Raw genomic sequence first — 23,092 nt, forward strand, 5'->3', positions numbered from 1 at the left:
GTGCGGCCCCCGCGCCCACGCCCCGGCGCGCGCCCGGCCCCACCGAAGCCACCCCGGCCCCGGCCGAAGCCACCGGCACGGAACCCACCGCCACCGGCACCGGCACCGGCCCCGCCGGAACCGTCCCCGCCCCGACCCCGGCCCCGGCCCCGGCCCCGGCCTTTGTCGCAACGCCGCGGGCCGACCGGGGCAGCGCGCCGACGCCGGGCCCGGCCGGAACGCCGCCGGTCGGGTCGCACAGCCGGCCGGGGGCCGGACCCGGCGGCAGCCGGCCGGAGGACGGCGACCCGGCGGGAGCGGCAACGCACCTCGCGCACGTCGCCGCCCGCGCGGGCCGCCCCCTCCTCGTCGTGCTGGACGCCCCCGAGGAGATGCCCCCGGAACTCGCCCACCGCCTCGGACCGTGGACCGAAGCCACCGACGCATGGCTGAGCGGCGCCGGGGCCCGGCTGGTCGTCGCCACCCGCCCCGAGCACTGGGAGCGGGCCGGCGCCCTCCACCGGCCCGGGGCCCTGCACACCCCCGCCCGCCCGGCCCCGCGGCTGCCGCCGTCGCTCCCCCTCACGGACCTGACCGCCGCCGAGGCGGAGACCGCCCGGGCCCGTCTCGGCATCCCGGCCGACGCCGTCCGCGAGGCCGACGCCCGGCACCCGCTCACCCTGCACCTCCTCGCCCAGATCCGCGCCGCAGGGGTCACCACCGGCCGTCCCGGCCGCGACGAGGTCTTCGCCGCGCACCTGGACCTGCTGTGCCTGCGCAGCGCCGTCCGTATCGCCGCGGCCCGTACGGAGGCCGCCTGCGCCGACGCCGGAGGCGCCACGGTGCACGGGCCCGGCGTCAGGCGGCTCGCCGCCCGCGTTGCCGGCCAGGTGCACGAGGCCGCCCGGCGCTGCCTGGGAGCGGGGCACGGGCAGCTGGACCGGGCCGCCTTCGAGGAACTGTTCCCGTGGCGCACCGGCTGGGCCTCCGCGGTCCTCACCGAGGGACTGCTGGTGCCCGCCGGGCCCGGCTACCGCTTCGCCCACGAGGAGCTGTCCGACTGGCTCCAGGCCGGCCACCTCGACGTCCCGAAGGCCCTCGGCGTCCTCGTGTACGACGCCCCCGCCCGGCCCGGGCCGTCCGTGCCCCGGCACCGGATCGGACCCGTCCTGGACGCCCTGTGCGGACTCGCCCCGGACCGGCTGCGCGAGGAACTGGCCCGACTGGTCCACGCGCTGAACGGTTTCGCCGAGGCCCCGGCGGAGGCCGGTACCGACCGCGCCCGGTGGGCCGCCCGCCTGCTGCGCGAGTCCCTGCTGCGGCTGCCCGACGCACACCCCCACCTCCCCGTCCTGCACGCCCTCGCCGAGCACGTGGCCCTGGCCGGCCCGGGGGAGTTCGGCGGCCGGTTCTGGAACCGGCTCCGGCTGGCCGAGCCCGACCGCCTCGACCTGCTGCGCCGCCTGCTGCCCGCCGACCCTGCGAACCCCGCCGAGGCAGTCCCCGGCGACCGCTACCTCGACGCCGTGGCCCGCCGGCTCGCCCGGGACCCCCGGCGGGCGCAGCCACTGCTCTGCGCCTGGTTCGGCGACGGCCGCCGGCTGCGCGGCCGCCCCGGGGCCACCGTCGCCACCGCCGCGCAGGCCCTGCTGCACACCCACCGCCACCTCGCCCCGGACGACCTCACCGAGGCCCTCGTCACCGCCGCGCACCCCCGGGCCGACGAACTGCTCGCCGTACTCGCCGAGGAGGAGCCCTCCGCCCTGTGCCGGGCCGTCGACCGCTGGGCCCACGACGAACGGCCCGGGCGCAGGGTCGCGGCCGCCGCGTACGGCCTCGCCACCGCCCCCCACGTCCGCACCCCGGCCGACCGGGAGCTGCTGCGCCGTGCCGCCCGGTCACTCCTCGCCCGGCCCGGCGACACCACCCTGCACGGCAGCGCCCTGGCCGTGCTGCTGCGCGACCCGCAGGAGCGCGCCCGCCACCTGCCCGACGCGCTCGCCTCCTTCGCGCAAGCCGAGCCCGGCTCCCGGCTGCCCGCCGCCGCGCTGGTCGCGGCCCTGCCCGTACTGCCGGACCAGGACGCGGTGTTCGCCGCCCTGCGGGCCCGGGCCGACGGGGAGGTGCTGTGCGCCCTGGCCGCGCTGACCACGCCGACGCTGGCCCGGCGCGCGGCCGCACTCGTACGGGAGCACCTCGCCCGCAGCCCCGGGGACGCGCGGCACGCCGCGGCCTTCGTGGACCGGCGGCTGGAGCAGGGTCCGGGCGCCGCTCCCGCGCTGCGCCCGCTGGTGCTGGACTGGCTGCGGTCCGCGCCGGCCGGCGTACGGGCCGAGCTCGCGGCCGTACTGGGCGCGCCGGGCGGGGAGCCCTCGTACGCGCTGCGCGGTGAGCTGGCCGGGGTACTGCTGCGGGAGGAGACCGATCCGCTGGTGCTGGACGCGTTCCTCGGGGCGGTCGCGGCGGGGGCCGGGGCGCGCCCGGAGGACCGTACGCGGGAGCTGCTGCGCCGCACCGGACGGCAGCTGCTGCGGGCCCCCGGCGGGCCGGCGGTCTTCGAGCGGCGCACGGTGGAGCTGGCCCGGGCGCAGCCCGCGTTCGGTGTGCTGGTGGCCCGCTGGCTGGCGGAGGCACACACGGAGGCGGCGGCCCTGCTGGGGCCGGGCGCACGGCGGACGGTGGAGACGCTCGGCCGGGCCACCGCGGATGTGACGTGAGGATCCGCGGCGGGCCGTCCGGCCCGGACACCGATGCGTGGCACCGGCCCCCGGCATGGCAGTCTTAGACCTGCAATCGGCAATCAGTTCAAGGACCAACCGGGTTCGGGCGAGGAGCGGTCACAGTGCAGCGCTGGCGTGGCTTGGAGGACATCCCCCAGGACTGGGGACGCAGCGTCGTCACCATCGGCTCCTACGACGGCGTGCACCGGGGACATCAGCTGATCATCGGACGGGCCGTGGCCACCGCGCGCGAGTTCGGCGTGCCGTCCGTCGTCGTCACCTTCGACCCGCACCCGAGCGAGGTCGTCCGCCCCGGCAGCCACCCGCCGATCCTCGCCCCGTACGACCGGCGTGCCGAGCTGATGGCCGGGCTGGGCGTGGACGCGCTGCTGATCCTCCCGTTCACCGCGGAGTTCTCGCAGCTGTCCCCGGCCGACTTCATCGTGAAGGTGCTCGTCGACAAGCTGCACGCCCTGGCCGTCATCGAGGGACCGAACTTCCGCTTCGGCCACCGTGCCGCGGGGAACGTCGACTTCCTGCGCGAACTGGGTTCCACCTACGACTACCGGGTCGAGGTCGTGGACCTCGTGGAGCGCGGCGAGGCGGGTGGCGGCGTGCCGTTCTCCTCGACGCTGGCGCGCAGGCTGGTCGCCGAGGGCGACATGGACGGCGCGGCAGAGGTCCTGGGGCGCCCCCACCGGGTCGAGGGCGTGGTGGTGCGCGGAGCGCAGCGCGGGCGTGAGCTGGGCTACCCGACGGCGAACGTGGAGACGCCGCCGCACACCGCGATCCCGGCGGACGGGGTCTACGCGGGCTGGCTGACGGCGGACGGCGAGCGGATGCCCGCGGCGATCTCGGTGGGGACGAACGTGCAGTTCGACGCGACCGAGCGGACGGTCGAGGCGTACGCGATCGACCGGGTCGGGCTGGACCTGTACGGGAAGCACGTGGCGGTCGACTTCCTCGCGTACGTGCGGGGCATGGCGAAGTTCGAGTCGCTGGACGGGCTGCTGGAGGCGATCGCCGACGACGTGAAGCGGGCGCGGGTACTGACCGACGCGTACGACCTGAAGCGCTGACGCGGAACGGGCGAGGGCCCGTACCGCCCTGTGATCCGAACGGATCCGGGGTGGTACGGGCCCTTCCTGTTGTGCGGGTGCGGCCGGTCAGCCGAGTCGCGGATCGCGCAGTGGCTGCTGGGGCTGCTGGGGCGGGGCGGCCGGGGGCTGGTGCCAGGGCTGGCCCGGCTGAGGCTGCGGCTGCTGCGGGTAGGGCCGGCCGTAGGGCCCCGGCTGCTGCGGCGGCTGCTGGTACGGGGGCTGGCCCTGGGGCTGACCGTACGGCTGCGGCTGCGGCTGCGACGGGTGCTGCGACGGGTGCTGCGGCTGCTGGGGCTGGTGGGGCTGGGGCTGGTGGGGCTGGGGCGCTCCCCAGTGGTTCTGCGGGGCCTGTTGCTGGGCCCGGAGGAAGTCCTCGGCCACCAGGGCGGAGAGGTTGAAGTACGCCTCACGGGTCTTGGGCCGCATCATGTCGAGGTCGACCTCGGCACCGGCCGCGAGGTGCTCGTCGAAGGGCACCACGACGACACCGCGGCAGCGGGTCTCGAAGTGCTGCACGATGTCCTCGATCTTGATCATCTTGGCCGTCTCGCGGACCCCCGAGATGACGGTGATCGAGCGGGAGACGAGGTCCGCGTACCCGTGGGCGGAGAGCCAGTCGAGGGTGGTGCTGGCGCTGCTGGCGCCGTCCACGGACGGGGTCGAGATGATGATCAGCTGATCGGCCAGGTCCAGGACGCCGCGCATGGCGGAGTAGAGGAGGCCGGTGCCCGAGTCGGTGAGGATGATCGGGTACTGGCGGCCCAGCGTCTCGATGACGCGGCGGTAGTCCTCGTCGTTGAAGGTCGTGGAGACCGCCGGGTCCACGTCGTTGGCGATGATCTCCAGACCGGAGGGCGCCTGCGAGGTGAAGCGGCGGATGTCCATGTACGAGTTCAGGTACGGGATCGCCTGGACCAGGTCCCGGATCGTCGCGCCCGTCTCGCGGCGGACCCGGCGGCCGAGCGTGCCGGCGTCGGGGTTGGCGTCGATGGCCAGGATCTTGTCCTGCCGCTCGGTGGCGAGGGTGGCGCCGAGCGCGGTGGTGGTCGTGGTCTTGCCGACGCCGCCCTTGAGGCTGATGACGGCGATGCGGTAGCAGGACATGACCGGCGTGCGGATCAGCTCCAGCTTGCGGCGCCGCTCCGCTTCGGCCGCCTTGCCGCCGAAGCGGAAGAGGCCGCCGCCCCCGCCGTTGTTGTTCTTGGGCTTCTGCTTGTTGCGCAGCAGCCGGTCCGAGGACAGCTCGACGGCGGCGGTGTAACCGAGCGGCGCGCCGCCGCCGGTGGGGCCGGCCGCGTACCGGGGGTCGTGCGGATGCGGCTGGGGCGGCTGCTGACCGGGACCGACGGGCCACTGGCCGGCGGCGCGGGGGTCGTACGAGGGCTGGGGCTGCGGCTGCGGCTGAGGGGGCTGCGGCTGCGGCGGCGCGGGCGCGGGCACCGGCTGCGGGAAGCCGTAGGACCCCTGGGTCGCGAACGAGGGCGGCAGCGGCGGCAGTTCAGCCGGAGGCCCGCCGTAGGGGCTGTCCCCGGCAGCCGGAGGCGCCGCCTGCTCGGCCGGGGGTACCACGGACACGCCCTCGGCAGGCGTGGCCTGCGGACCGGTCCGTCCTCCGGGGGCGGCCTCGTCCTCGGCCGGGGCGGCGACGGCCGGCTCCGCGACCACGGGCGCGGGCGCCGGCGGCAGGTCCGCGAACGGCGCGGGTACGGCGTCGGCCGGCTCCGGGGCGGCCTGCTCCGCCGGGGCCGGGGCCGGGGCCGGGATCGTCGGCTCGACCGGTGCAGGGGCCGAGTGCGGCAGCTCGGGAGCCGGAGCCGACGCCGAGAGCGGCAGGTCGGGGGCGGCAACCGGCTCGGGCGCTGGTGCCGGGGGCGCCGGAGGCGCGGTCTCGACCGGAGTTGGAGCCGGAGCCGAGAATGGCAGGTCGGCGGTGGCAACCGGCTCGGGAGCCGAGTGCGGCGGCAGCCCGTCGGCCGGGGGCGCGAGCGGGGCCGCCGCGGCCGGAGCCGAGTAGGGCGGCTCGGCAGCCTGCCCCGGAGCCGGAGCCGGAGCCGGAGCCGGAGCCGGAGCCGGAGCCGGAGCCGGGAGTGCCGGAGGGGCGGTCTCGACCGGGGCCGGAACCGGAGGCGCGGTCTCGACCGGGGCCGGGGCCGGGGCCGAGAACGGCAGGTCGGGAGCCACGATCGGCTCGGGAGCCGGGTGCTGGGGTGCGTCGGCCGCGGCCGGAGCCGGGGCCGCGGCCGGAGCCGGGGCCGCGTACGGCAGGTCGGGAGCCGAGATCGGCTCGGGAGCCGGGTACGGCGGCGCGTCGGCCGGGCCGGCGAGCGGGTACGGCTGGGCCGTACCCGCGCCGTCGGACGGGGTACGCGGCACCGGCGGAGCGATCCGTATCGTGGAGGGCGACTCCACGTCCGACGGGCGGTGCGGCTCGAAGCCGCTCCCCTCGGGGAGCCCCGGCACCTGCGCGGACGCGGCCGACGGCGCGCTCTGCGTGTACCAGGCCGGCGGTGTGTAGTCGATGGTGAACTCGCCCGTCATCTCGAGCTCCGCGTCGGACTGATCGTCCGTCGGGACGTCCCACGTCCCGCCGCGCCTCTCGTTCCGATCGCCGCTCACTGGTCCTCCTGGTCTGTCGAACACTGCTCCGGCGCCCACCCACGCCGCGCCGGCGTCCAGCCTAATCGGGGCGCGTCGCCCCTGTCCGCCGCGTCCCGCTCCACGGGGAGGGCGGGCGGACCGCCCCCGCGGGGGCGCCGCGCATCAGTCGATGCGGCGCGCCGCACCGAGCAGACCGGTCTCCGCCTCGGTCCCCTGGGTCATCACGAACTGCCGGTCCCGCGGGGTGCACCACAAGGTCACCCCGTCGCCGAGGGTCGGCAGGGAGGCGACCGCCTGACGCGGCAGCCGCATCAGGCGGCCGATGTGCTCCGCCTCGTCCGGGGACACCCGCTGCACGCCCACCAGTGACGCCTGCTGGAGCAACCGGGGCGCCGTCGGGCTCAGATACGGCAGCAGGGTCAGCACCGACTGCCACGGCCCGGCCACCACGCGACCGCGCGGCGGCCGCATCCCGCAGTCGCGGACGACCAGCACCGGGCTGCCGGCGGACGCGCCCTGCGGAGGGACCCGGCCCACCTCGTGCAGGGTCACGCACTGCTGCCCGCCACCGGCGGCCTGGGCCAGCCCGGACCACACCTGCCCACGCCCGGTCTCGACCGCGACGCGCGCACCCGTGGCCGCCGCGCGCAGCGCCAGCACCTGCGCCGTCCACAGCCCGCCGATCAGCGTCACCTCGTACGGCGTCGGCCGGTTGATACCGAGCACCGCCGGCCGCCCCTCGGCGTCCACACCGATGACGACCCCGTCGTCCCCGACGGGCACCGCCAGCGCGTCCAGGTCCGCCGCGGGCACCACGTGCCGCTCCCGCCGCGGGCCGACCAGCCCGAAACCGCCCCTCATCGCGCGCCTCCCAGTGGCAGCGAAGCCAGCAGCCCCGGCACCTGTTCACGGTCGAGCCGGACGAGCCCGGTCTTCACACCCCGCGCCGTCCTCTCCAACTCCCGCCGCGCCGCGACCAGTTCCTCGTCGCTGCGCCCTGTCACCCGTACGTGTCCGGTCAGGGTCACGCCCTGCCGCTCCGCCGGAGCCATCGTCAGGCTGAAGTTCGTGGCGAGCGCGGGCAGGGAGGTCAGCAGCGCCACGAACTGCGGCAGCGCCGCCGCCCCGGCGCCGCCCAGCTGCGGCCAGCGGCCTATCCAGTACGTCGTGTGCCGGCGGTCGTCGCAGCGCCAGGTCCGCGGGGTCTCCTCGGTGCGCCGCCCGGTGCCGGCCGACCGGCCGGCCTGGGTGATCGCCATCGGGTTCGCGCACGAGGACGTGGCGAGCGCCGCCGTCAGTTCCTGCTCGGTCAGCACGGTGGCCCTGAACCCGGCCCCGGTCAGCCGGCTCGCCAGCTGGTCCGCCGCCCGCACCACGCACCGCTGCGCGCCCGCCAGTCCGCCGCCGCGGGCGGTGACCGCCTCCGGGCACAGCTCCGGGTCGAGCTTGAGCGCGATCCAGGTCAGCCGAACCGCAGGAGTGCCCGTTCGGGCCTGCAGCGGTGCGTAGTTGAGCGTGGCCATCGACCGGGCCGGCAGGTGCGGCGCCGGCGCCGGCTGGGTGTGCTGCACCAGCTGCGCGGACTCCAGCCGGATGCCGTCCACTTCGAGGACGTCCCGCACGACGGCGAGCGGCAACGGCCGCGCCGCCCGGTCCGGCCGCAGCGCGGTGGCGTCCGTGTCCACCTGGACGACCGCGGTCAGGAAGGTCCCGTCGCCGACCATCCCCACGGGGCGCCGGTCGCGGTCGCTGAACGTCAGGGTGCGCAGCGCGGGATCGGCCTCGACCAGCGGCGCCAGCCCCGGCTCGGTGCCCGCCGGTACGGCGAACGACGCGGCCCGGCGGCGCCGCGCGCGCAGCGCGAGCGCGCCGCCGATCCATTCGGGCAGGGAGCGCTGGTGGCGGCGTACGACCGCGAGCACCACCAGCACGAGCGCGAGCACGCCGACGGGGACCATGAGCAGCGGCTCGACCACCCAGGCCACGAGCAGCCCCGCCACCGCGACCTGGAGCAGCACGAGTTGTTGCAGTCGGAACGGACCGAAGCGGCCGGGGCCCGACTTCGGATGCGGCGTCACCCCGCCGCGTGCGGGTGCGGGCACGCCGGTCTGCGGCTCCGTCGCCGTGGCCATCACTCGCGCACTTCCCCTCTCACGGGCAGGACCTCACGAGTTCCGGCGCTGCGCGACACCCGTCGCGGGGCCCCGGAATCTCCCCAATCCACCCCAACAAGCCCTGATTACCCCGGTGTGGAAGGCCCTGAGGGGCCGCCTCACCCTACCCGGCCCCTGCATACCGTCCGTCAAGAGGCATAGTAGGTGCCCGGTCCGACTATCGAGGCCCGGGGACCGTACTCACCGGCCGGGCCGTGCGGGGAGAAGCAGACGGTCATGGCATCACGACGTGATGAGCTCAACGCGTACACCTTTGCGAAGCGGCGGACGGTGGCCGCGTTCCTCCAGCCCTCCGCCACGGGCACCGAGGAGGGGGCGCCCCGCCCCCTGCGCGCCGTCCTGCCCGGGGCGATCGTCGGAGCCCTCGTGCTCGCCGGGTTCGGTGCCTGGGGCATGTTCAAACCGACCGCTCCGAAGGGCTGGGACGAGCCCGGCACGAGGGTCATCGTCGGCAAGGACTCGACGACCCGCTACGTGGTCCTGACGACGAAGGTGGGCGGCAAGGACCAGACGCGTCTGCACCCGGTACTGAACCTCGCCTCCGCCCGACTCCTGCTGGATCCGCAGAAGTTCAAGGTGGTGCAGGTCGAGGACAAGGTCCTCGACGCGGGCAGGCCGCCCCGCGGCCCCATCATCGGCATCCCGTACGCCCCCGACCGGCTCCCCTCCAAGGCCGAGGCCGGCAAGGCCAAGCGCTGGGCCGTCTGCCAGCAGCCCGGCGGCAACGGCCGCGGCGTGCAGACCGCCACCTTCGTCCTCGCGGACCGCGAGGCGTCCGTGACGGACGACGCCCGCCGGCTCACCGACACCCAGTCGCTGTACGTGGAGAGCACCGGCCCGGGCAAGGAGCGCTACCTCGTCGACGCCGCCGGCGCCAAGTACAAGTTCCCCGAGGGCACCCCGGCCGCCGGAACGATGACCAACGCCGTGGTCGGCACCGGAGCCACCCCGCAGCAGGTCAGCCCGCAATGGCTGGGGACCCTCAACTCCGGGGACGACCTGGCCTTCCCGGCGATCCCCGGCAAGGCCGGGGCGAACGCCGACGTCAAGGGCCTGAGCACCGCCGACAACAAGGTCGGCATGGTACTCAAGGCCCAGACCGGCTCCGGGACCCAGCACTACGTGGTCCTCCCCGGGAAGGTGGCCCCGGTCTCCGACTTCGTCGCCTGGCTGCTGATCTCGGCGCCGGCCACCGACGGCCTCAACATGCACGGCAAGGCCCGCGAGGTCGACCTCCAGTCGCTCGACCCGGACGCCGCGCCCTTCGCCGGCGACGTCCGGTGGCCGCAGAAGAAGACCGAACGGATCAACCGGACGGCGCCGCCCGCCGGGACCGGGGCGAGCGGTCCCCACCACCGCGACACCATCTGCAACGTCCTGCGCTCGGTCGACGGCCAGGGCAGCCAGACGCTGAGCACCTGGGCCGGTACCGGCTACCCCGTCGACATCACCGCCAGCGGCACGAGTGCGTACGTCACCCCGGGCTCCGGCCTGCTCTACACCCAGGTCCAGGGCAAGCAGACCACGGCCGGCGGCTCCCTCTTCCTGGTCACCGACACCGGCCTGCGGTACGCCGTCCAGGCCAACGGCGACAGTGACTCCGAGCAGTCCGAGATCGGCGCCCCCGACCAGTCCAAGGCGGGCGGGGACGGCCGCCCGGAGGCAAGCCAGGCACAGGTCAGGCTCGGCTACGGCGGTGTCACCCCCGCCATGGTGCCCATCGCATGGTCGGAGTTCCTCTCCAAGGGCCCCCGGCTGGACACCAACTCCGCACGTCAGCCGCAGGGTTCGTGAGGATGCCGCCGATGCCCCAGAGCCGCATGCCCCAGAGCCGCCTGCCCCGGCGCGCGGTCCTCGCCGGCGCCTTCGCCCTCACCCTGACCGTCGCCGGGGCCGCCCCGGTGGCGACCACCGCGCCGCACCCCCCGTACGCCCTGCGCCTCGACGGCGCGGGGGAGTGCACCTTCCCGATGAAGAAGCAGATCGAGGACCGGCCCTGGGCCCTCCAGCGGCTGCTCCTCGACGAGCTCTGGGCGCAGACCAAGGGCAAGGACAAGAGCGGCGCGAGTGTCCGCGTCGCCGTCATCGACACCGGTGTCGACCGGGCGAACCCGCAGCTCAGCGGCGCCCTCGACGTCGGCGCCGGCAAGGACTTCGTCGACCCCAAGGGCGGTGACGGCACGACCGACACCGTCGGCCACGGCACCAAGGTCGCCGGGCTGATCGCGGCGCGCCCCCAGCAGGGCACCGGCTTCGTGGGCCTCGCCCCGGACGCCACGATCATCCCCATCCGGCAGAACGACGGCCAGGGCAAGGGCAACGCCCTCTCCCTGAGCCAGGCGATCGACCACGCGGTGTCCAAGGGCGCCCAGGTCATCAACATCTCGCAGGACACCGACGTCCCGCTGTCCGCGGACTCGGAGCTCGGCAAGTCCGTCCAGAAGGCCCTCGCCGCCGACGTCGTCGTCGTGGCCTCGGCGGGCAACGACGGCCTGAGCGGCCAGAAGCGCAAGACCTATCCGGCCGCCTTCCCCGGGGTCCTCGCCGTGGGCGCCTCGGACCGCAACAACGAGCGCGCCGCCTTCTCCCAGCCCGGCGACTTCATCGGGGTGGCGGCGCCCGGCGTCGACATGGTCTCCACCGTCCCCGGCTTCGGCCAGTGCATCGACAACGGCACCAGCTTCTCCGCGCCGTACGTCGCCGGCGTCGCCGCCCTGCTGCGCGCCGAGCACGGCGACTGGTCCGCCCAGCAGATCGTGTGGCAGATCCAGAACACCGCCGAGCGCGCCGTCAACGGCCGTGACGACTACGTGGGTTGGGGGGTCGTCGACCCGGTGCGCGCCCTCAGTCAGGACCAGGAGGCCCCGAGGGCTCCCGTACCGGACCCGGGTCCACCCCCGGCGGCCGCACCGCAGGCGGCGGCCCTCCAGCTCTCCGAGACGGCCCAGGAACGTCAGGAGCGCTACGGCACGTACGCTCTCGGTGTCGGCGCCGTCCTGATCGCGGTCATCGCGGGCACGGCGACGGTCGTCCGGGATGCCCGGAGCCGCCGACGTCGTTTGCAGTGAACAGTCACAGTTCGTCTACGGAAGCGGCCCACCGGTGTTGGGACTGTTCCGCGAACTGGCTAGAGTGACACCAGGCTTCACGAGTGTGATCGGGGGATCGCGTGAAGCGGAGGGGGACGGTCCGGAGCGCGTGACACACATCCGCGCCAGGCACGCCCGCCCCGCTGCGCAATCCGCCGGTTCTGCCGGCGAATTGAGAAGTGAGGAGCTTCGATGAGCACGAACACCTTCGGACTTGCGGACGATCCGGTCGTCCAGGCGAAGAACAAGATCCAGGAGACGGGCAACGCCGTCTCCAAGCAGGCCCGTGAGCTGGCCGACATCATCGCCACCGTGAGCGCGGGCTGGACCGGTGTGGGCGCCTCGGGCTTCATCACGGCCCAGTCGACGCTGAACGACAGCCACGACGAGATCCGTCGGCTCCTCGGCGTCCTGCACAACGCCGTGGCGCAGACCAAGAACCTCAGCAACGCGCAGGACGACGAGGTGCGGGCCGCGTTCAAGAACGCCGTCCAGCCGCCGTCCGCCTCCGGCCCGCGCTCGGGTCTCGACGGCATCTGAGCAGCGCCCCCTATCCAATTCGTCCGCAGCGAGAAGGAGAAGAACATGACGGCGAACGACGGGACCCGGGTCCGGTACGAGACCGTTCAGCAGATGGCGGACCGCATCCGGATCGTCTCCGGGAACATCCTCAAGGACCTGGACCAGATGGAGCAGGCCGTGAAGGTGGTCACGGACACCTGGGACGGTGAGGCGCACCAGGAGTACCTGAACCTCCAGAAGAAGTACAAGGCCAAGGCCGACGTCATGCACGCCGAGCTGGAGAAGGTCGCCAAGCTCATCGAGCGCGGCAAGGACGACTACCGCGCCACCGACAAGCGGGCCTCGACCCTCTTCACCGAGGCCTACTGAGCCCACCCGGGCCCCGGGTCACCGGGTCCCGGCACGCCGAAGGGGCGCGCCCGCCACGGGCGCGCCCCTTCGGCATGTCCTGCCGCCCCTCAGGGCTCCTGGCGGTCCAGATCGAACTCGCCGTCCCTGGCGCCCAGTACGAAGGCCTCCCACTCGGCGGCCGTGTAGCGCAGCACCGTCTCCCGGTCCAGCGAGGACCGCATCGCCACCGCCCCCTCGGGCAGCCGCGCGATCTCCACCCGCTCCTCCTCCGGACTGGTCCCCGGCGGCCCCTCCCACTCCACACCGCTGATGTCGAGCGCGTACAGCTCGTCCTTCTCCTGCTGGGTGCCCATGAGCGGCCTCTCCCTCGGTGGTGCGGTCTTCCCCGCCGATTATCGGGGCTGGGCCGCCGGCCGCGACCGTTTTCCCGCCGATCCGCCCGCCGATCCGCCCGGTGGCCGGCCGGCCGGTTCCGTGGCCGGCCACCGGGCGGCGGCTCACATGCCGCCCGGCATCCGGCCGAGCTGGACCAGCGACGTGCCCCGCTTGCGCGAGGCGAAGTAGCCCCGGCCCGGCGGCATCGGACGCGGCCGGACCGTGCCGACCAGATCGCCCTCGGCCGGATCACCGGACAGGACGATGCCCTGCGCGCCCAGCTCCTTGATCCGCTGCATGAACGACTCGTACATCGAGCGGGAGGCACCCGCCGAGCTCCGCGCGATGATGAAGCGCACACCCGTGTCGCGGGCGAAGGGCAGGTACTCCACCAGCGGCGCCAGCGGATTGCCCTGGCTCGTGGCCACCAGGTCGAAGTCGTCGATGATGATGAACACGTCCGGGCCCGTCCACCAGCTGCGGTCGCGCAACTGCTGCGGCGTGACGTCCACCGGCGGCTGCCGGCGCGAGAACACCCCGCCCAGCGCCTCCATGTGCGTCTGCAGGGAGCTCGCCATCGGCGCGTACTCCAGCAGGTGCTCCTCCGGCAGCGACCCGAGCAGGGTCCGCCGGTAGTCGCCCACGACCAGGCGCGCCTGGTCCGGGGTGTACCGCTCCGCGATCTGCTTGGCGATGAGCCGCAGCAGGTTGGTCTTGCCCGACTCGCTCTCACCGAAGACCAGCAGGAAGGGGTCGGTCTCGAAGTCGACGAACACCGGCTCCAGATCGGTCTCGTCGATGCCGATCGCGATCCCGCGCCCGGGGAACTCCCCGCCCTTGGGCAACTGGTCGGCGTGGAGCAGCCGCGGCAGCAGCCGTACGCCCGGAGCCGCCGGCCCCGTCCAGTTCTGCCGGACCGCCTCCACGAAGGCCGCCGTGGCCTCCGACAGGTCGGCGGCCTCGTGCGAACCGTCGACCCGCGGCAGCGCACCCAGGAAGTGCAGCTTCTCCGGCACCTGGCCGCGCCCCGGCATCCCCTGCGGGACGTTCGCTGCGACCTTGCGGTCGAACTCGGAGTCCATGGTGTCGCCGAGCCGCAGCTCCAGCCGGCCCAGCATCTGGTCCTTCAGAGCGGCCCGCACCTCCATGTACCGCGCCGCGGTGATCACCACATGGATGCCGTAGCCCAGACCGCGGGCGGCGATGTCGGTGACGACCTGCTCCAGGACCTCGTACTCGCCGCGGAAGTTGCCCCAGCCGTCGACGATCAGGAACACGTCGCCCCACGGCTCGTGCGGCAGGTCTCCCGCCGCCCGCCGGCGCCGGTACGTGCCGATCGAGTCGATGTTGTTCGCGCGGAAGAACTCCTCGCGGCGGTTGAGGATGCCCCCGACCTCCGCGACCGTGCGCCGCACCCGCTCCGGGTCCAGGCGCGAGGCGACACCGCCCACGTGCGGCAGGTCGGCGATCGCCGACAGGCTGCCACCACCGAAGTCCAGCCCGTAGAACTGCACCTCGCGCGGGGTGTGCGTCAGCGCGAAGGACGACACCAGCGTCCGCATCAGCGTCGACTTGCCCGACTGCGGACCGCCCACCACCATCAGGTGGCCCGCCGCACCCGAGAAGTCGCGGTACAGCACCTCGCGCCGCTGCTCGAACGGCTTGTCGATGAGGCCGAGCGGCACGATCAGCCCGCCGGGCCGCGTGTAGCCGTCCGCGTGCAGCCCGCGCTCGGCACTCGGCGCCAGCGCCGGGAGCAGCTGGTCCAGCGGCGGGGCCTGGTCGAGCGGCGGCAGCCACACCTGGTGCGCCGGTACGCCCTGGCCCTCCAGCCGGCTCACGATCACGTCGAGCACGGTGTCCGCCAGGGCGTCGTCCTCCCGCTCCGACCGCGCCGCCAGGTACGCCGGGTCCGGGGCCGCGTACACCACCGGCACCGGCGCCGCCGTGAACAGCGCGGGGCGCCGCTCCACCGGGAACTGCCCCACGGAGAGGTCCGGCCCGCCCGAGCGGTAGGTGCCCGACACGTACGCCGCCTTGAAGCGCACCATCTCGTCCGTACCGAACTTCAGATAGCCCGAACCGGGCACCGACGGCAGGTGGTAGGCGTCGGGCACGCCGATCGCGGTCCGCGACTCCGCCGCCGAGAAGGTCCGCAGACCGATCCGGTACGACAGGTACGTGTCCAGGCCGCGCAGCTTCCCCTCCTCCAGCCGCTGCGAGGCCAGCAGCAGGTGCACGCCCAGCGAACGGCCGATGCGGCCGATCTGGATGAACATGTCGATGAAGTCGGGCTTCGCCGTCAGCAGCTCGCTGAACTCGTCGATGACCAGCACCAGCGACGCCAGCGGCTCCAGCGGGGCACCCGCCGCCCGGGCCTTCTCGTAGTCGTGGATGTTCGCGTAGTTGCCCGCTGACCGCAGCAGCTCCTGACGGCGCTGCAGCTCACCGCGGATCGAGTCGCCCATGCGGTCCACGAGCGTCAGGTCGTCCGCCAGGTTGGTGATGACCGCCGCGACGTGCGGCATCTGGCCCATGCCCGTGAAGGTCGCACCGCCCTTGAAGTCGGCGAGCACGAAGTTGAGCGTCTCCGAGGTGTGCGTGACCGCCAGACCCAGCACCAGCGTGCGCAGCAGCTCCGACTTGCCGGAACCGGTCGCACCCACGCACAAACCGTGCGGGCCCATGCCCTCCTGCGCGGCCTCCTTCAGGTCCAGCATCACCGGGGCGCCGTCCTCGCCGACACCGATCGGCACGCGCAGCCGCTCACCGGCCGACCGCGGCCGCCAGGTCCGGGCCACGTCGACCGCGGCCGCGTCGCCCAGGTTCAGCAGGTCCGTGAAGTCCAGGTTCGCCAGCAGCGGCTCGTCGTCGTCCCCGCCCCCCGTGCGCAGCGGCGCCAGCTGCCGGGCGAGGGCCTCCGCCGCGGGCAGCGACAAGGTGTCCGGGACACCCTCGTACGCGACCCCGCCACCCGATTCCAGGCGCAGCCGGCCCGGCCGCACCACGACCGACAGACCACCGCGCGGCTCGTCCAGCTCGCCCGCGACCACCTCGATGATGGTGACGCCCTGCAGCCCCTCGGCCGCCGCGAACACCGAGTCCGGGGGCACCATGCCGCCGTCCAGCACGACCACCAGATGCGGCTGGTCCAGGACCGGCGACACGTCACGGCTGAACCGCGGCCGCCCCTCCAGCCGGGACGCCAGCATCCCCTCCAGCTCGGCGAGGTCGTCGCCGAACAGCCGCTTCGTACCGGCCCCGTCGACCTGCCCCGGCAACTGCGTGTGCGGCAGCCACTTCGTCCAGTCCCACGAGAGCACCGCACCCGGCGCGGCCACCACGGCCACCATCAGGTCCTCGGGTGAGTGCAGCGTCGCCAGCTGCGCGACCATCGCCCGTGCCGCGCCGCGCGCCGACTCCGCCTCCCCGGACACCGCCACGTGGTAGAAGGCGCGCATCGACACCGCCATCGGCAGCCCGTCCAGCGACGAGTGCACCTTCAGGAAGCGCTGCATCGCACCCGCCGTCAGCGGCTCCAGCTCGTCCACCGGCGCCGTCTCCGGGGCCACCAGCGGCGTCGACAGGCGCTGCGCACCCAGCCCCAGCCTGGCCTGGCCGAAATCCGGATCGCCCACCCGGCGCTCCCACAGCCGCGAACCGTCCGCCACCACCGACCACAACTGCTCCGGGGACGGGTGCAGGTACAACTGCGCGTCGCGCTGCGCCCGCGCCGTCCGCCGCACCTGACGGCGCGTCTGCGCGAGGTACTTGAGGTAGTCCCGGCGCACATCCGCCATTTGCCCCTGCGTACCCCGCCGGTAGCGCACCAACTGCGCCACGACCATGCCCAGTGTGGACGCCAGCATCAATACGCCCATGATGCGCATGAAGGGCGCCGCGCCCGGCATGAAGAAGAAAACGACGGAAGAGCCCATGCCGAGCATCGGCAGGAGCTGCATCAGCATGCCCTCCTGCTGCCCGCGCGGAAGTTCGGGAGGAGCCTCCAGCCTCAGCTCCTCCGAAGGAACCTCGGGCGGCAGGGACCGCGGCGGGCGTTTGACGACGATCTGGCTCACCGGAGCATCAATCCCTCGAAAACGGACGGGACGTCGCAACCGGCGCCCCCAAGTCCCGGGCGCGCAGGGGGTATCCCCAGCGCGACGGTGATCCTACTTGCCGACTGTCACTCATACGCCCGGTAGGGTGTCGCGCGCAGCATGCGCATCCGCGAATCGAGCACGGGCGCGGACACCAACCAAGGGGGTCACGCAGGTGAGTACGGCCGGGACGACGGGTTTCTGCAGGGTCACCGTCGTGGCCCCCGACAGTCGCATCGACGTCGCCCTCCCCGAGGACATCGCCGTCGCCGACGTCTACCCCGAACTGCTGCGCCTCACCGGCCAGACCCAGCCTGTCGGCGCCCCGACCGGCTTCCACCTCGTACGCCGTTCCGGGACCGTCCTCGACGGCGCCCGCACCCTCGCCGCCCAGCAGGTCCTGGACGGCGAGGTGCTGAGCCTGCGCCCCTTCGCCGAGTCCCTCCCGCCGGCCGTCTTCGACGACGTCTCCGACGCCGTCGCCTCCGCCGTCGTCCGCGACCGGCACCGCTGGAGCGACGACATGCTGCGCGGCGCGGGCCTCGCAGGCTCCGCGGTCCTCCTCGTCATGCTGGCCTTCGTCCTCTGGTACGCCGACCCCGTCCGCCACGACATGCACGGCCTGCCCGGGATCATCGCGGGCGCCGTCGGGGTCCTGCTCACCGCCGTGGCCGGGGTGCGCGCCCGCGTCTACCGCGACCGCCTCTCCGCCGTGGCCCTGGGCCTCGGAGCCCTCCCGCACCTGCTGATCGCCGGATCCGGGATCGTCGGCCCGGCCGCCGGCCAGGGCCCCGGCCGGCTCCAGTTCCTCCTCGGCTGCGTCTGCGTCCTGGTGGCCTCCGTCGCGCTGGTCGCGCTCACCCCCAGCGGCGACGCCCCCTTCGTCGCGGCCACCTTCGTCGCCGCCACCGGCACCCTCGCCACCTTCGCCGCGATCGCCACCGAGGCCTCCGCGACCTACACCGCCGCCGTCTGCGCCCCCGTCGCCATCGGCCTCGTCGCCTTCCTCCCCGGCCTCTCCGCCCGCTTCGCCCGCCTGCCCATCGGCTACGCGGCACCGCAGAGCGCAGCCGCCGAGTACGTCGACTACGCAGTGACCCCGGACCGCTACGAGACCGCCCCGTACGGCGACCAGGCCGACGCCGACCAGCACGAGCAGGGCACCCCGCTCGACGCCGAGGCGATCGCCGCCCAGGCCCGCCGCGGCCACGAGATGCTCCTCGGCCTCGTCGGCGGCTGCGCCGCCGTCGCCGTCGGCGCCGCCGCGGTCCTCGGCTTCTCCGACAACACCTGGGGCCGCCTCCTGGCTCTGGCCACGGGTCTCGCCATGCTGCTGCGCGCCCGCCTCTTCCGCTACACCTCCCAGGTGGTCTGCGCCCTGGCCGCCGGGCTCGCCGCCGTCGCGCTGCTGATCCTGGGCCTGTCCCTGCACCCGCCGCAGGCCCTGCTCGAAGCCCTCGTCGTGGAGCACGACCGCAGCGGCCTGGACCTCCGTACGATCTGGCTCACCGCGGCCGTCGCCGCCGGCGCGGCCCTCCTCGCGGGAATTGCGCTTGTCATCCCCCGCAAGGGCCTGTCACCCTTCTGGGGAAGGCTGCTCGACCTCACCGAGGCGGCGGTCCTGCTCAGCCTGGTGCCCCTGACCCTGGCCGTGCTCGACGTGTACGCCCGGGCCCGCGCCCTCACCAGCTGACACGGGGGCCGAGCGGCAGCCTGGTACGCTGTGTGACGGCCGTTTGTGTACGCGTCCCCCGGATTCCCTGCGAAGGGGTCTGTGGACTGCGCCCAGCGGACCCCGCCTCCCGAGTAACGGAAGCTCCCCAGAGACTCAGACCTGGGGCACTCGGTGGCAAGGAAGACCAAACGAGGAGTACGCGTGCCGCTCGACGCCGCTACGAAGAAGCAGATCATCACCGAGTTCGGTGCCAAGGAGGGCGACACCGGCTCCCCCGAGGTCCAGGTCGCGATGCTGTCCCGCCGCATCTCGGACCTGACCGAGCACCTCAAGACCCACAAGCACGACCACCACTCCCGTCGTGGTCTGCTGATCCTGGTCGGCCAGCGTCGCCGCCTGCTGCAGTACCTGGCCAAGAAGGACATCCAGCGCTTCCGTACGCTGGTCGAGCGCCTCGGCATCCGCCGCGGTGCGGCCGGCGCCAAGTAAGACGCCGTGAAGGGAGCGGTTCCCACATCCGGGGGCCGCTCCCTTTGCTGTACGTGCGGTACGGACCGGTCCCTTTGTAGTCTGGAACGGACGCACGTGTACGTCCGACGACGAGACGTGCACAACTGAAGAGGAGGAGCGCCCTCCCACGCCGCCGGTCCTCGGTAGTGGCACCCGGAATGCCCACGCGGGCAACGAACCGGGTGCTTCGATCGAAGACCGGCCAGCACGCCAGGAGCGCTTCTCCGCAACCGTCCTCCGCCACACGGGCGGCGGACGGAGACGACGAAAATGGAGAAAACGCTAGTGGAGAACGAGACCCACTACGCCGAGGCCGTCATCGACAACGGCTCCTTCGGCACCCGCACCATCCGCTTCGAGACGGGCCGCCTGGCCCGCCAGGCCGCCGGCTCCGCCGTCGCCTACCTGGACGACGACACGATGGTGCTGTCCGCCACCACCGCGTCGAAGAAGCCCAAGGACCAGCTCGACTTCTTCCCCCTGACGGTGGACGTCGAGGAGCGGCAGTACGCGGCCGGCAAGATCCCCGGCTCCTTCTTCCGCCGCGAGGGCCGGCCCTCCGAGGACGCGATCCTCACCTGCCGCCTGATCGACCGCCCGCTGCGCCCGTCCTTCAAGAAGGGCCTGCGCAACGAGATCCAGGTCGTCGCCACCGTCATGGCGCTCAACCCGGACCACCTGTACGACGTCATCGCGATCAACGCCGCGTCCGCGTCCACCCAGCTGGCCGGCCTGCCCTTCTCCGGCCCGATCGGCGGCGTCCGCGTCGCGCTGATCCGCGGCCAGTGGGTGGCGTTCCCGACGCACACCGAGCTTGAGGACGCCGTCTTCGACATGGTCGTCGCGGGCCGCACCCTGGAGGACGGCGACGTCGCGATCATGATGGTCGAGGCCGAGGCCACCGAGAAGACCATCGCCCTCGTCAAGGGCGGCGCCGAGGCGCCGACCGAGGAGATCGTCGCCGCAGGCCTCGAAGCCGCGAAGCCGTTCATCAAGGTCCTCTGCAAGGCCCAGGCCGACCTGGCCGCCAAGGCCGCCAAGCCCGAGGGCGAGTTCCCGGTCTTCCTGGACTACCAGGACGACGTGTACGAGGCCCTCGCGGCCGCCGTCAAGGGCGAGCTCTCCCAGGCGCTGACCATCGCGGGCAAGCAGGACCGCGAGGCCGAGCTGGACCGCGTCAAGGAGATCGCCGCCGAGAAGCTCCTCCCGGCCTTCGAAGGCCGCGAGAAGGAGATCTCCGCCGCGTACCGCAGCCTCACCAAGGCCCTGGTCCGCGAGCGCGTCATCAAGGACAAGGTCCGCATCGACGGCCGCGGGATCACGGACATCCGTACCCTTGCCGCCGAGGTCGAGGCCATCCCGCGCGTGCACGGCTCGGCGCTCTTCGAGCGTGGCGAGACCCAGATCCTGGGCGTCACCACCCTCAACATGCTCCGTATGGAGCAGCAGCTGGACACCCTGTCCCCGGTGACCCGCAAGCGCTACATGCACAACTACAACTTCCCGCCGTACTCCGTCGGCGAGACCGGCCGCGTCGGTTCGCCCAAGCGCCGCGAGATCGGCCACGGCGCGCTCGCCGAGCGCGCGATCGTGCCGGTCCTCCCGACCCGCGAGGAGTTCCCCTACGCGATCCGCCAGGTGTCCGAGGCCCTCGGCTCCAACGGTTCGACGTCCATGGGCTCGGTCTGCGCCTCCACCATGTCGCTGCTGAACGCCGGTGTGCCCCTCAAGGCCCCCGTCGCCGGTATCGCCATGGGCCTGATCTCCCAGGAGATCGACGGCAAGACCCACTACGTCGCCCTCACCGACATCCTCGGTGCGGAGGACGCCTTCGGCGACATGGACTTCAAGGTCGCCGGCACCAAGGAGTTCGTCACCGCGCTCCAGCTGGACACCAAGCTCGACGGCATCCCCGCCTCCGTCCTGGCCGCGGCCCTCAAGCAGGCCCGCGACGCCCGCCTCCACATCCTCGACGTGATGATGGAAGCGATCGACACGCCGGACGAAATGTCCCCGAACGCCCCGCGGATCATCACCGTCAAGATCCCCGTGGACAAGATCGGTGAGGTCATCGGCCCCAAGGGCAAGATGATCAACCAGATCCAGGAGGACACCGGCGCCGAGATCACGATCGAGGACGACGGCACCATCTACATCGGTGCCGCCGACGGCCCGGCCGCCGAGGCCGCCCGCGCCACGATCAACGGCATCGCCAACCCGACCATGCCGGAGGTCGGCGAGCGCTACCTGGGTACGGTCGTCAAGACCACCACCTTCGGTGCCTTCGTCTCCCTGCTCCCCGGCAAGGACGGCCTCCTGCACATCTCGCAGATCCGCAAGCTCGCCGGTGGCAAGCGCGTGGAGAACGTCGAGGACGTGCTCGCGGTCGGCACCAAGGTCCAGGTCGAGATCGCCGAGATCGACCAGCGCGGCAAGCTCTCCCTGATCCCCGTGATCGAGGGCGAGGACGCCGCCGACGAGGCTGACAAGGACGACTCCGACAAGTGACGTCGCGTAGTTCCCGTGTGACGGCCCGCCCCTCCTCGGAGGGGCGGGCCGTCGCCCGTACCCAAACCCTGCTCAAGGGGCAGAACGGCATCGGCACCGTCCGCCGCACCGTCCTGCCCGGCGGACTGCGCGTCGTCACCGAGACGCTGCCCTCCGTCCGCTCCGCCACCTTCGGCATCTGGGCGCACGTCGGCTCCCGCGACGAGACGCCCACGCTGAACGGCGCCACGCACTACCTCGAACACCTCCTCTTCAAGGGCACGCGACGCCGCAGCGCCCTCGACATCTCCTCAGCGATCGACGCGGTCGGCGGCGAGATGAACGCCTTCACGGCGAAGGAGTACACCTGCTACTACGCACGGGTGCTCGACACCGACCTGCCGCTCGCCATCGACGTGGTCTGCGACATGCTCACCGGCTCGCTGATCCGCGAGGAGGACGTCGACGCCGAGCGCGGGGTCATCCTCGAAGAGATCGCGATGACCGAGGACGACCCGGGCGACATGGTCCACGACCTGTTCGCGCAGACGATGTACGGGGACACCCCGCTGGGCCGCCCCGTCCTCGGCACCGTCGACACGATCAACGCCCTCGGTGCCGACCGGATCCGCCGCTTCTACAAGAAGCACTACGACCCGACCCACCTCGTCGTGGCCGCGGCGGGCAACGTCGACCACAACAAGGTCGTACGCCAGGTCCGTGCCGCCTTCGAGAAGGCCGGCGCCCTCACCCGCACCGACGCCGAGCCGATCGGCCCGCGCGCCGGCACCCGGCGCATCCGCACCTCCGGCCGCGTCGATCTGGTGAGCCGCAAGACCGAGCAGGCCCACGTGGTCCTCGGCATGCCCGGCCTCCACCGCACCGACGAGCGCCGCTGGGCGCTCGGCGTGCTGAACACCGCCCTCGGCGGCGGCATGTCCTCCCGGCTCTTCCAGGAGGTCCGGGAGAAGCGCGGCCTCGCCTACAGCGTGTACTCGTACACCTCGGGCTTCGCCGACTCCGGCCTCTTCGGCGTGTACGCGGGCTGCCGGCCCAGCCAGGTCCACGACGTGCTGCGGATCTGCCGCGACGAGCTCGACAAGGTCGCCACCGACGGCCTCGGCGACGACGAGATCGAGCGGGCCATCGGCCAGCTCTCCGGCTCGACCGTCCTCGGCCTGGAGGACACCGGCGCCCTGATGAACCGCATCGGCAAGAGCGAGCTGTGCTGGGGCGACCAGATGTCGGTCGACGACATGCTCGCCCGGATCGCCGCGGTGACCCCGGACGACGTCCGCTTGGTCGCACAGGATGTACTGGCCCAGCGGCCCTCGCTGGCGGTGATCGGCCCGCTCAAGGAGAAGCAGGCCGCCCGCCTCGACGAGGTCGTCGCCTAGAACCGTACGCAGGTA

At 73.4% G+C, this 23,092-nt stretch carries 15 protein-coding genes; 10 read left to right on the plus strand and 5 right to left on the minus strand.

The features are described 5' to 3' along the window. Together ACIPXC_RS32870 and ACIPXC_RS32875 are read left to right on the plus strand one after the other, a co-directional pair. A partial coding sequence (locus ACIPXC_RS32870; RefSeq protein WP_401625547.1) for a serine protease occupies positions 1-2,696 on the plus strand: 2,696 nt, incomplete at its 5' end. Between the two features lie 125 nt (positions 2,697-2,821). Then, on the plus strand, positions 2,822-3,778 hold the full coding sequence (locus tag ACIPXC_RS32875) for a bifunctional riboflavin kinase/FAD synthetase (protein ID WP_401625550.1): 957 nt from the start codon (positions 2,822-2,824) through the stop codon (positions 3,776-3,778). 87 nt (positions 3,779-3,865) lie between these two features. Here the strand turns inward: ACIPXC_RS32875 and ACIPXC_RS32880 are convergent, their stop codons facing one another. From ACIPXC_RS32880 to eccE, 3 genes are all read right to left on the minus strand, one after another. Beyond that, positions 3,866-6,415 (minus strand): SCO5717 family growth-regulating ATPase, encoded by a 2,550-nt coding sequence (locus tag ACIPXC_RS32880; protein WP_401625553.1) that lies wholly within the window; start codon positions 6,413-6,415, stop codon positions 3,866-3,868. A 144-nt stretch (positions 6,416-6,559) separates the two neighbouring features. Further along, entirely contained in the window at positions 6,560-7,258 is a 699-nt protein-coding gene (locus tag ACIPXC_RS32885) for a hypothetical protein (protein ID WP_401625556.1), read from the minus strand. Next, entirely contained in the window at positions 7,255-8,529 is a 1,275-nt protein-coding gene (eccE, locus tag ACIPXC_RS32890) for a type VII secretion protein EccE (RefSeq protein ID WP_401625559.1), read from the minus strand. The genes ACIPXC_RS32885 and eccE overlap by 4 nt, the downstream gene beginning before the upstream one ends. 258 nt (positions 8,530-8,787) lie before the next feature. Here eccE and eccB point away from each other — a divergent pair, with 258 nt between their 5' ends. The 4 genes from eccB to ACIPXC_RS32910 all read left to right on the plus strand — a co-directional run bounded on the left by eccB (position 8,788) and on the right by ACIPXC_RS32910 (position 12,551). Then, complete coding sequence (gene eccB / locus ACIPXC_RS32895) at positions 8,788-10,365, plus strand: type VII secretion protein EccB (protein ID WP_401625562.1); 1,578 nt, start codon at positions 8,788-8,790, stop codon at positions 10,363-10,365. Positions 10,366-10,376: 11 nt separating this feature from the next. Then, positions 10,377-11,639, plus strand: coding sequence for a type VII secretion-associated serine protease mycosin (gene mycP / locus ACIPXC_RS32900; RefSeq protein ID WP_401625565.1), 1,263 nt, complete (start codon positions 10,377-10,379; stop codon positions 11,637-11,639). Between the two features lie 213 nt (positions 11,640-11,852). Beyond that, positions 11,853-12,200, plus strand: coding sequence for a hypothetical protein (locus ACIPXC_RS32905; protein ID WP_401625568.1), 348 nt, complete (start codon positions 11,853-11,855; stop codon positions 12,198-12,200). Positions 12,201-12,245: 45 nt separating this feature from the next. Then, the gene (locus ACIPXC_RS32910) at positions 12,246-12,551 is read left to right on the plus strand and encodes a WXG100 family type VII secretion target (RefSeq protein ID WP_030844360.1); all 306 of its coding nucleotides are present in this window, start codon (positions 12,246-12,248) and stop codon (positions 12,549-12,551) included. Between the two features lie 89 nt (positions 12,552-12,640). Here ACIPXC_RS32910 and ACIPXC_RS32915 read toward each other — a convergent pair whose 3' ends face one another. Both ACIPXC_RS32915 and eccCa read right to left on the minus strand, forming a co-directional pair. After that, positions 12,641-12,886 (minus strand): DUF397 domain-containing protein, encoded by a 246-nt coding sequence (locus tag ACIPXC_RS32915; RefSeq protein ID WP_030844357.1) that lies wholly within the window; start codon positions 12,884-12,886, stop codon positions 12,641-12,643. A 144-nt stretch (positions 12,887-13,030) separates the two neighbouring features. Then, positions 13,031-16,987: a type VII secretion protein EccCa gene (gene eccCa, locus ACIPXC_RS32920; RefSeq protein ID WP_401625572.1), complete on the minus strand. Its 3,957-nt coding sequence runs from the start codon at positions 16,985-16,987 to the stop codon at positions 13,031-13,033. A gap of 196 nt (positions 16,988-17,183) precedes the next feature. Here eccCa and eccD point away from each other — a divergent pair, with 196 nt between their 5' ends. The 4 genes from eccD (at position 17,184) to ACIPXC_RS32940 (ending at position 23,077) form a co-directional block, all read left to right on the plus strand. Further along, the gene (eccD, locus tag ACIPXC_RS32925) at positions 17,184-18,701 is read left to right on the plus strand and encodes a type VII secretion integral membrane protein EccD (protein ID WP_401625575.1); all 1,518 of its coding nucleotides are present in this window, start codon (positions 17,184-17,186) and stop codon (positions 18,699-18,701) included. Positions 18,702-18,884: 183 nt separating this feature from the next. Beyond that, a complete protein-coding gene (gene rpsO, locus ACIPXC_RS32930; RefSeq protein ID WP_030011220.1) occupies positions 18,885-19,172 on the plus strand; it encodes a 30S ribosomal protein S15 in 288 nt (95 codons plus the stop codon). Positions 19,173-19,478: 306 nt separating this feature from the next. After that, a complete protein-coding gene (locus ACIPXC_RS32935; RefSeq protein WP_046776395.1) occupies positions 19,479-21,701 on the plus strand; it encodes a polyribonucleotide nucleotidyltransferase in 2,223 nt (740 codons plus the stop codon). Further along, positions 21,698-23,077 carry a M16 family metallopeptidase gene (locus ACIPXC_RS32940; RefSeq protein ID WP_401625578.1) on the plus strand — a complete coding sequence of 460 codons (1,380 nt, stop codon included), beginning with the start codon at positions 21,698-21,700 and terminating at the stop codon, positions 23,075-23,077. Before ACIPXC_RS32935 ends, ACIPXC_RS32940 begins: the two co-directional genes overlap by 4 nt. Positions 23,078-23,092 lie beyond the last annotated feature (15 nt).

It is taken from the genome of Streptomyces sp. NPDC090021, from assembly GCF_044748225.1.
Classification (GTDB): Bacteria; Actinomycetota; Actinomycetes; order Streptomycetales; family Streptomycetaceae; genus Streptomyces.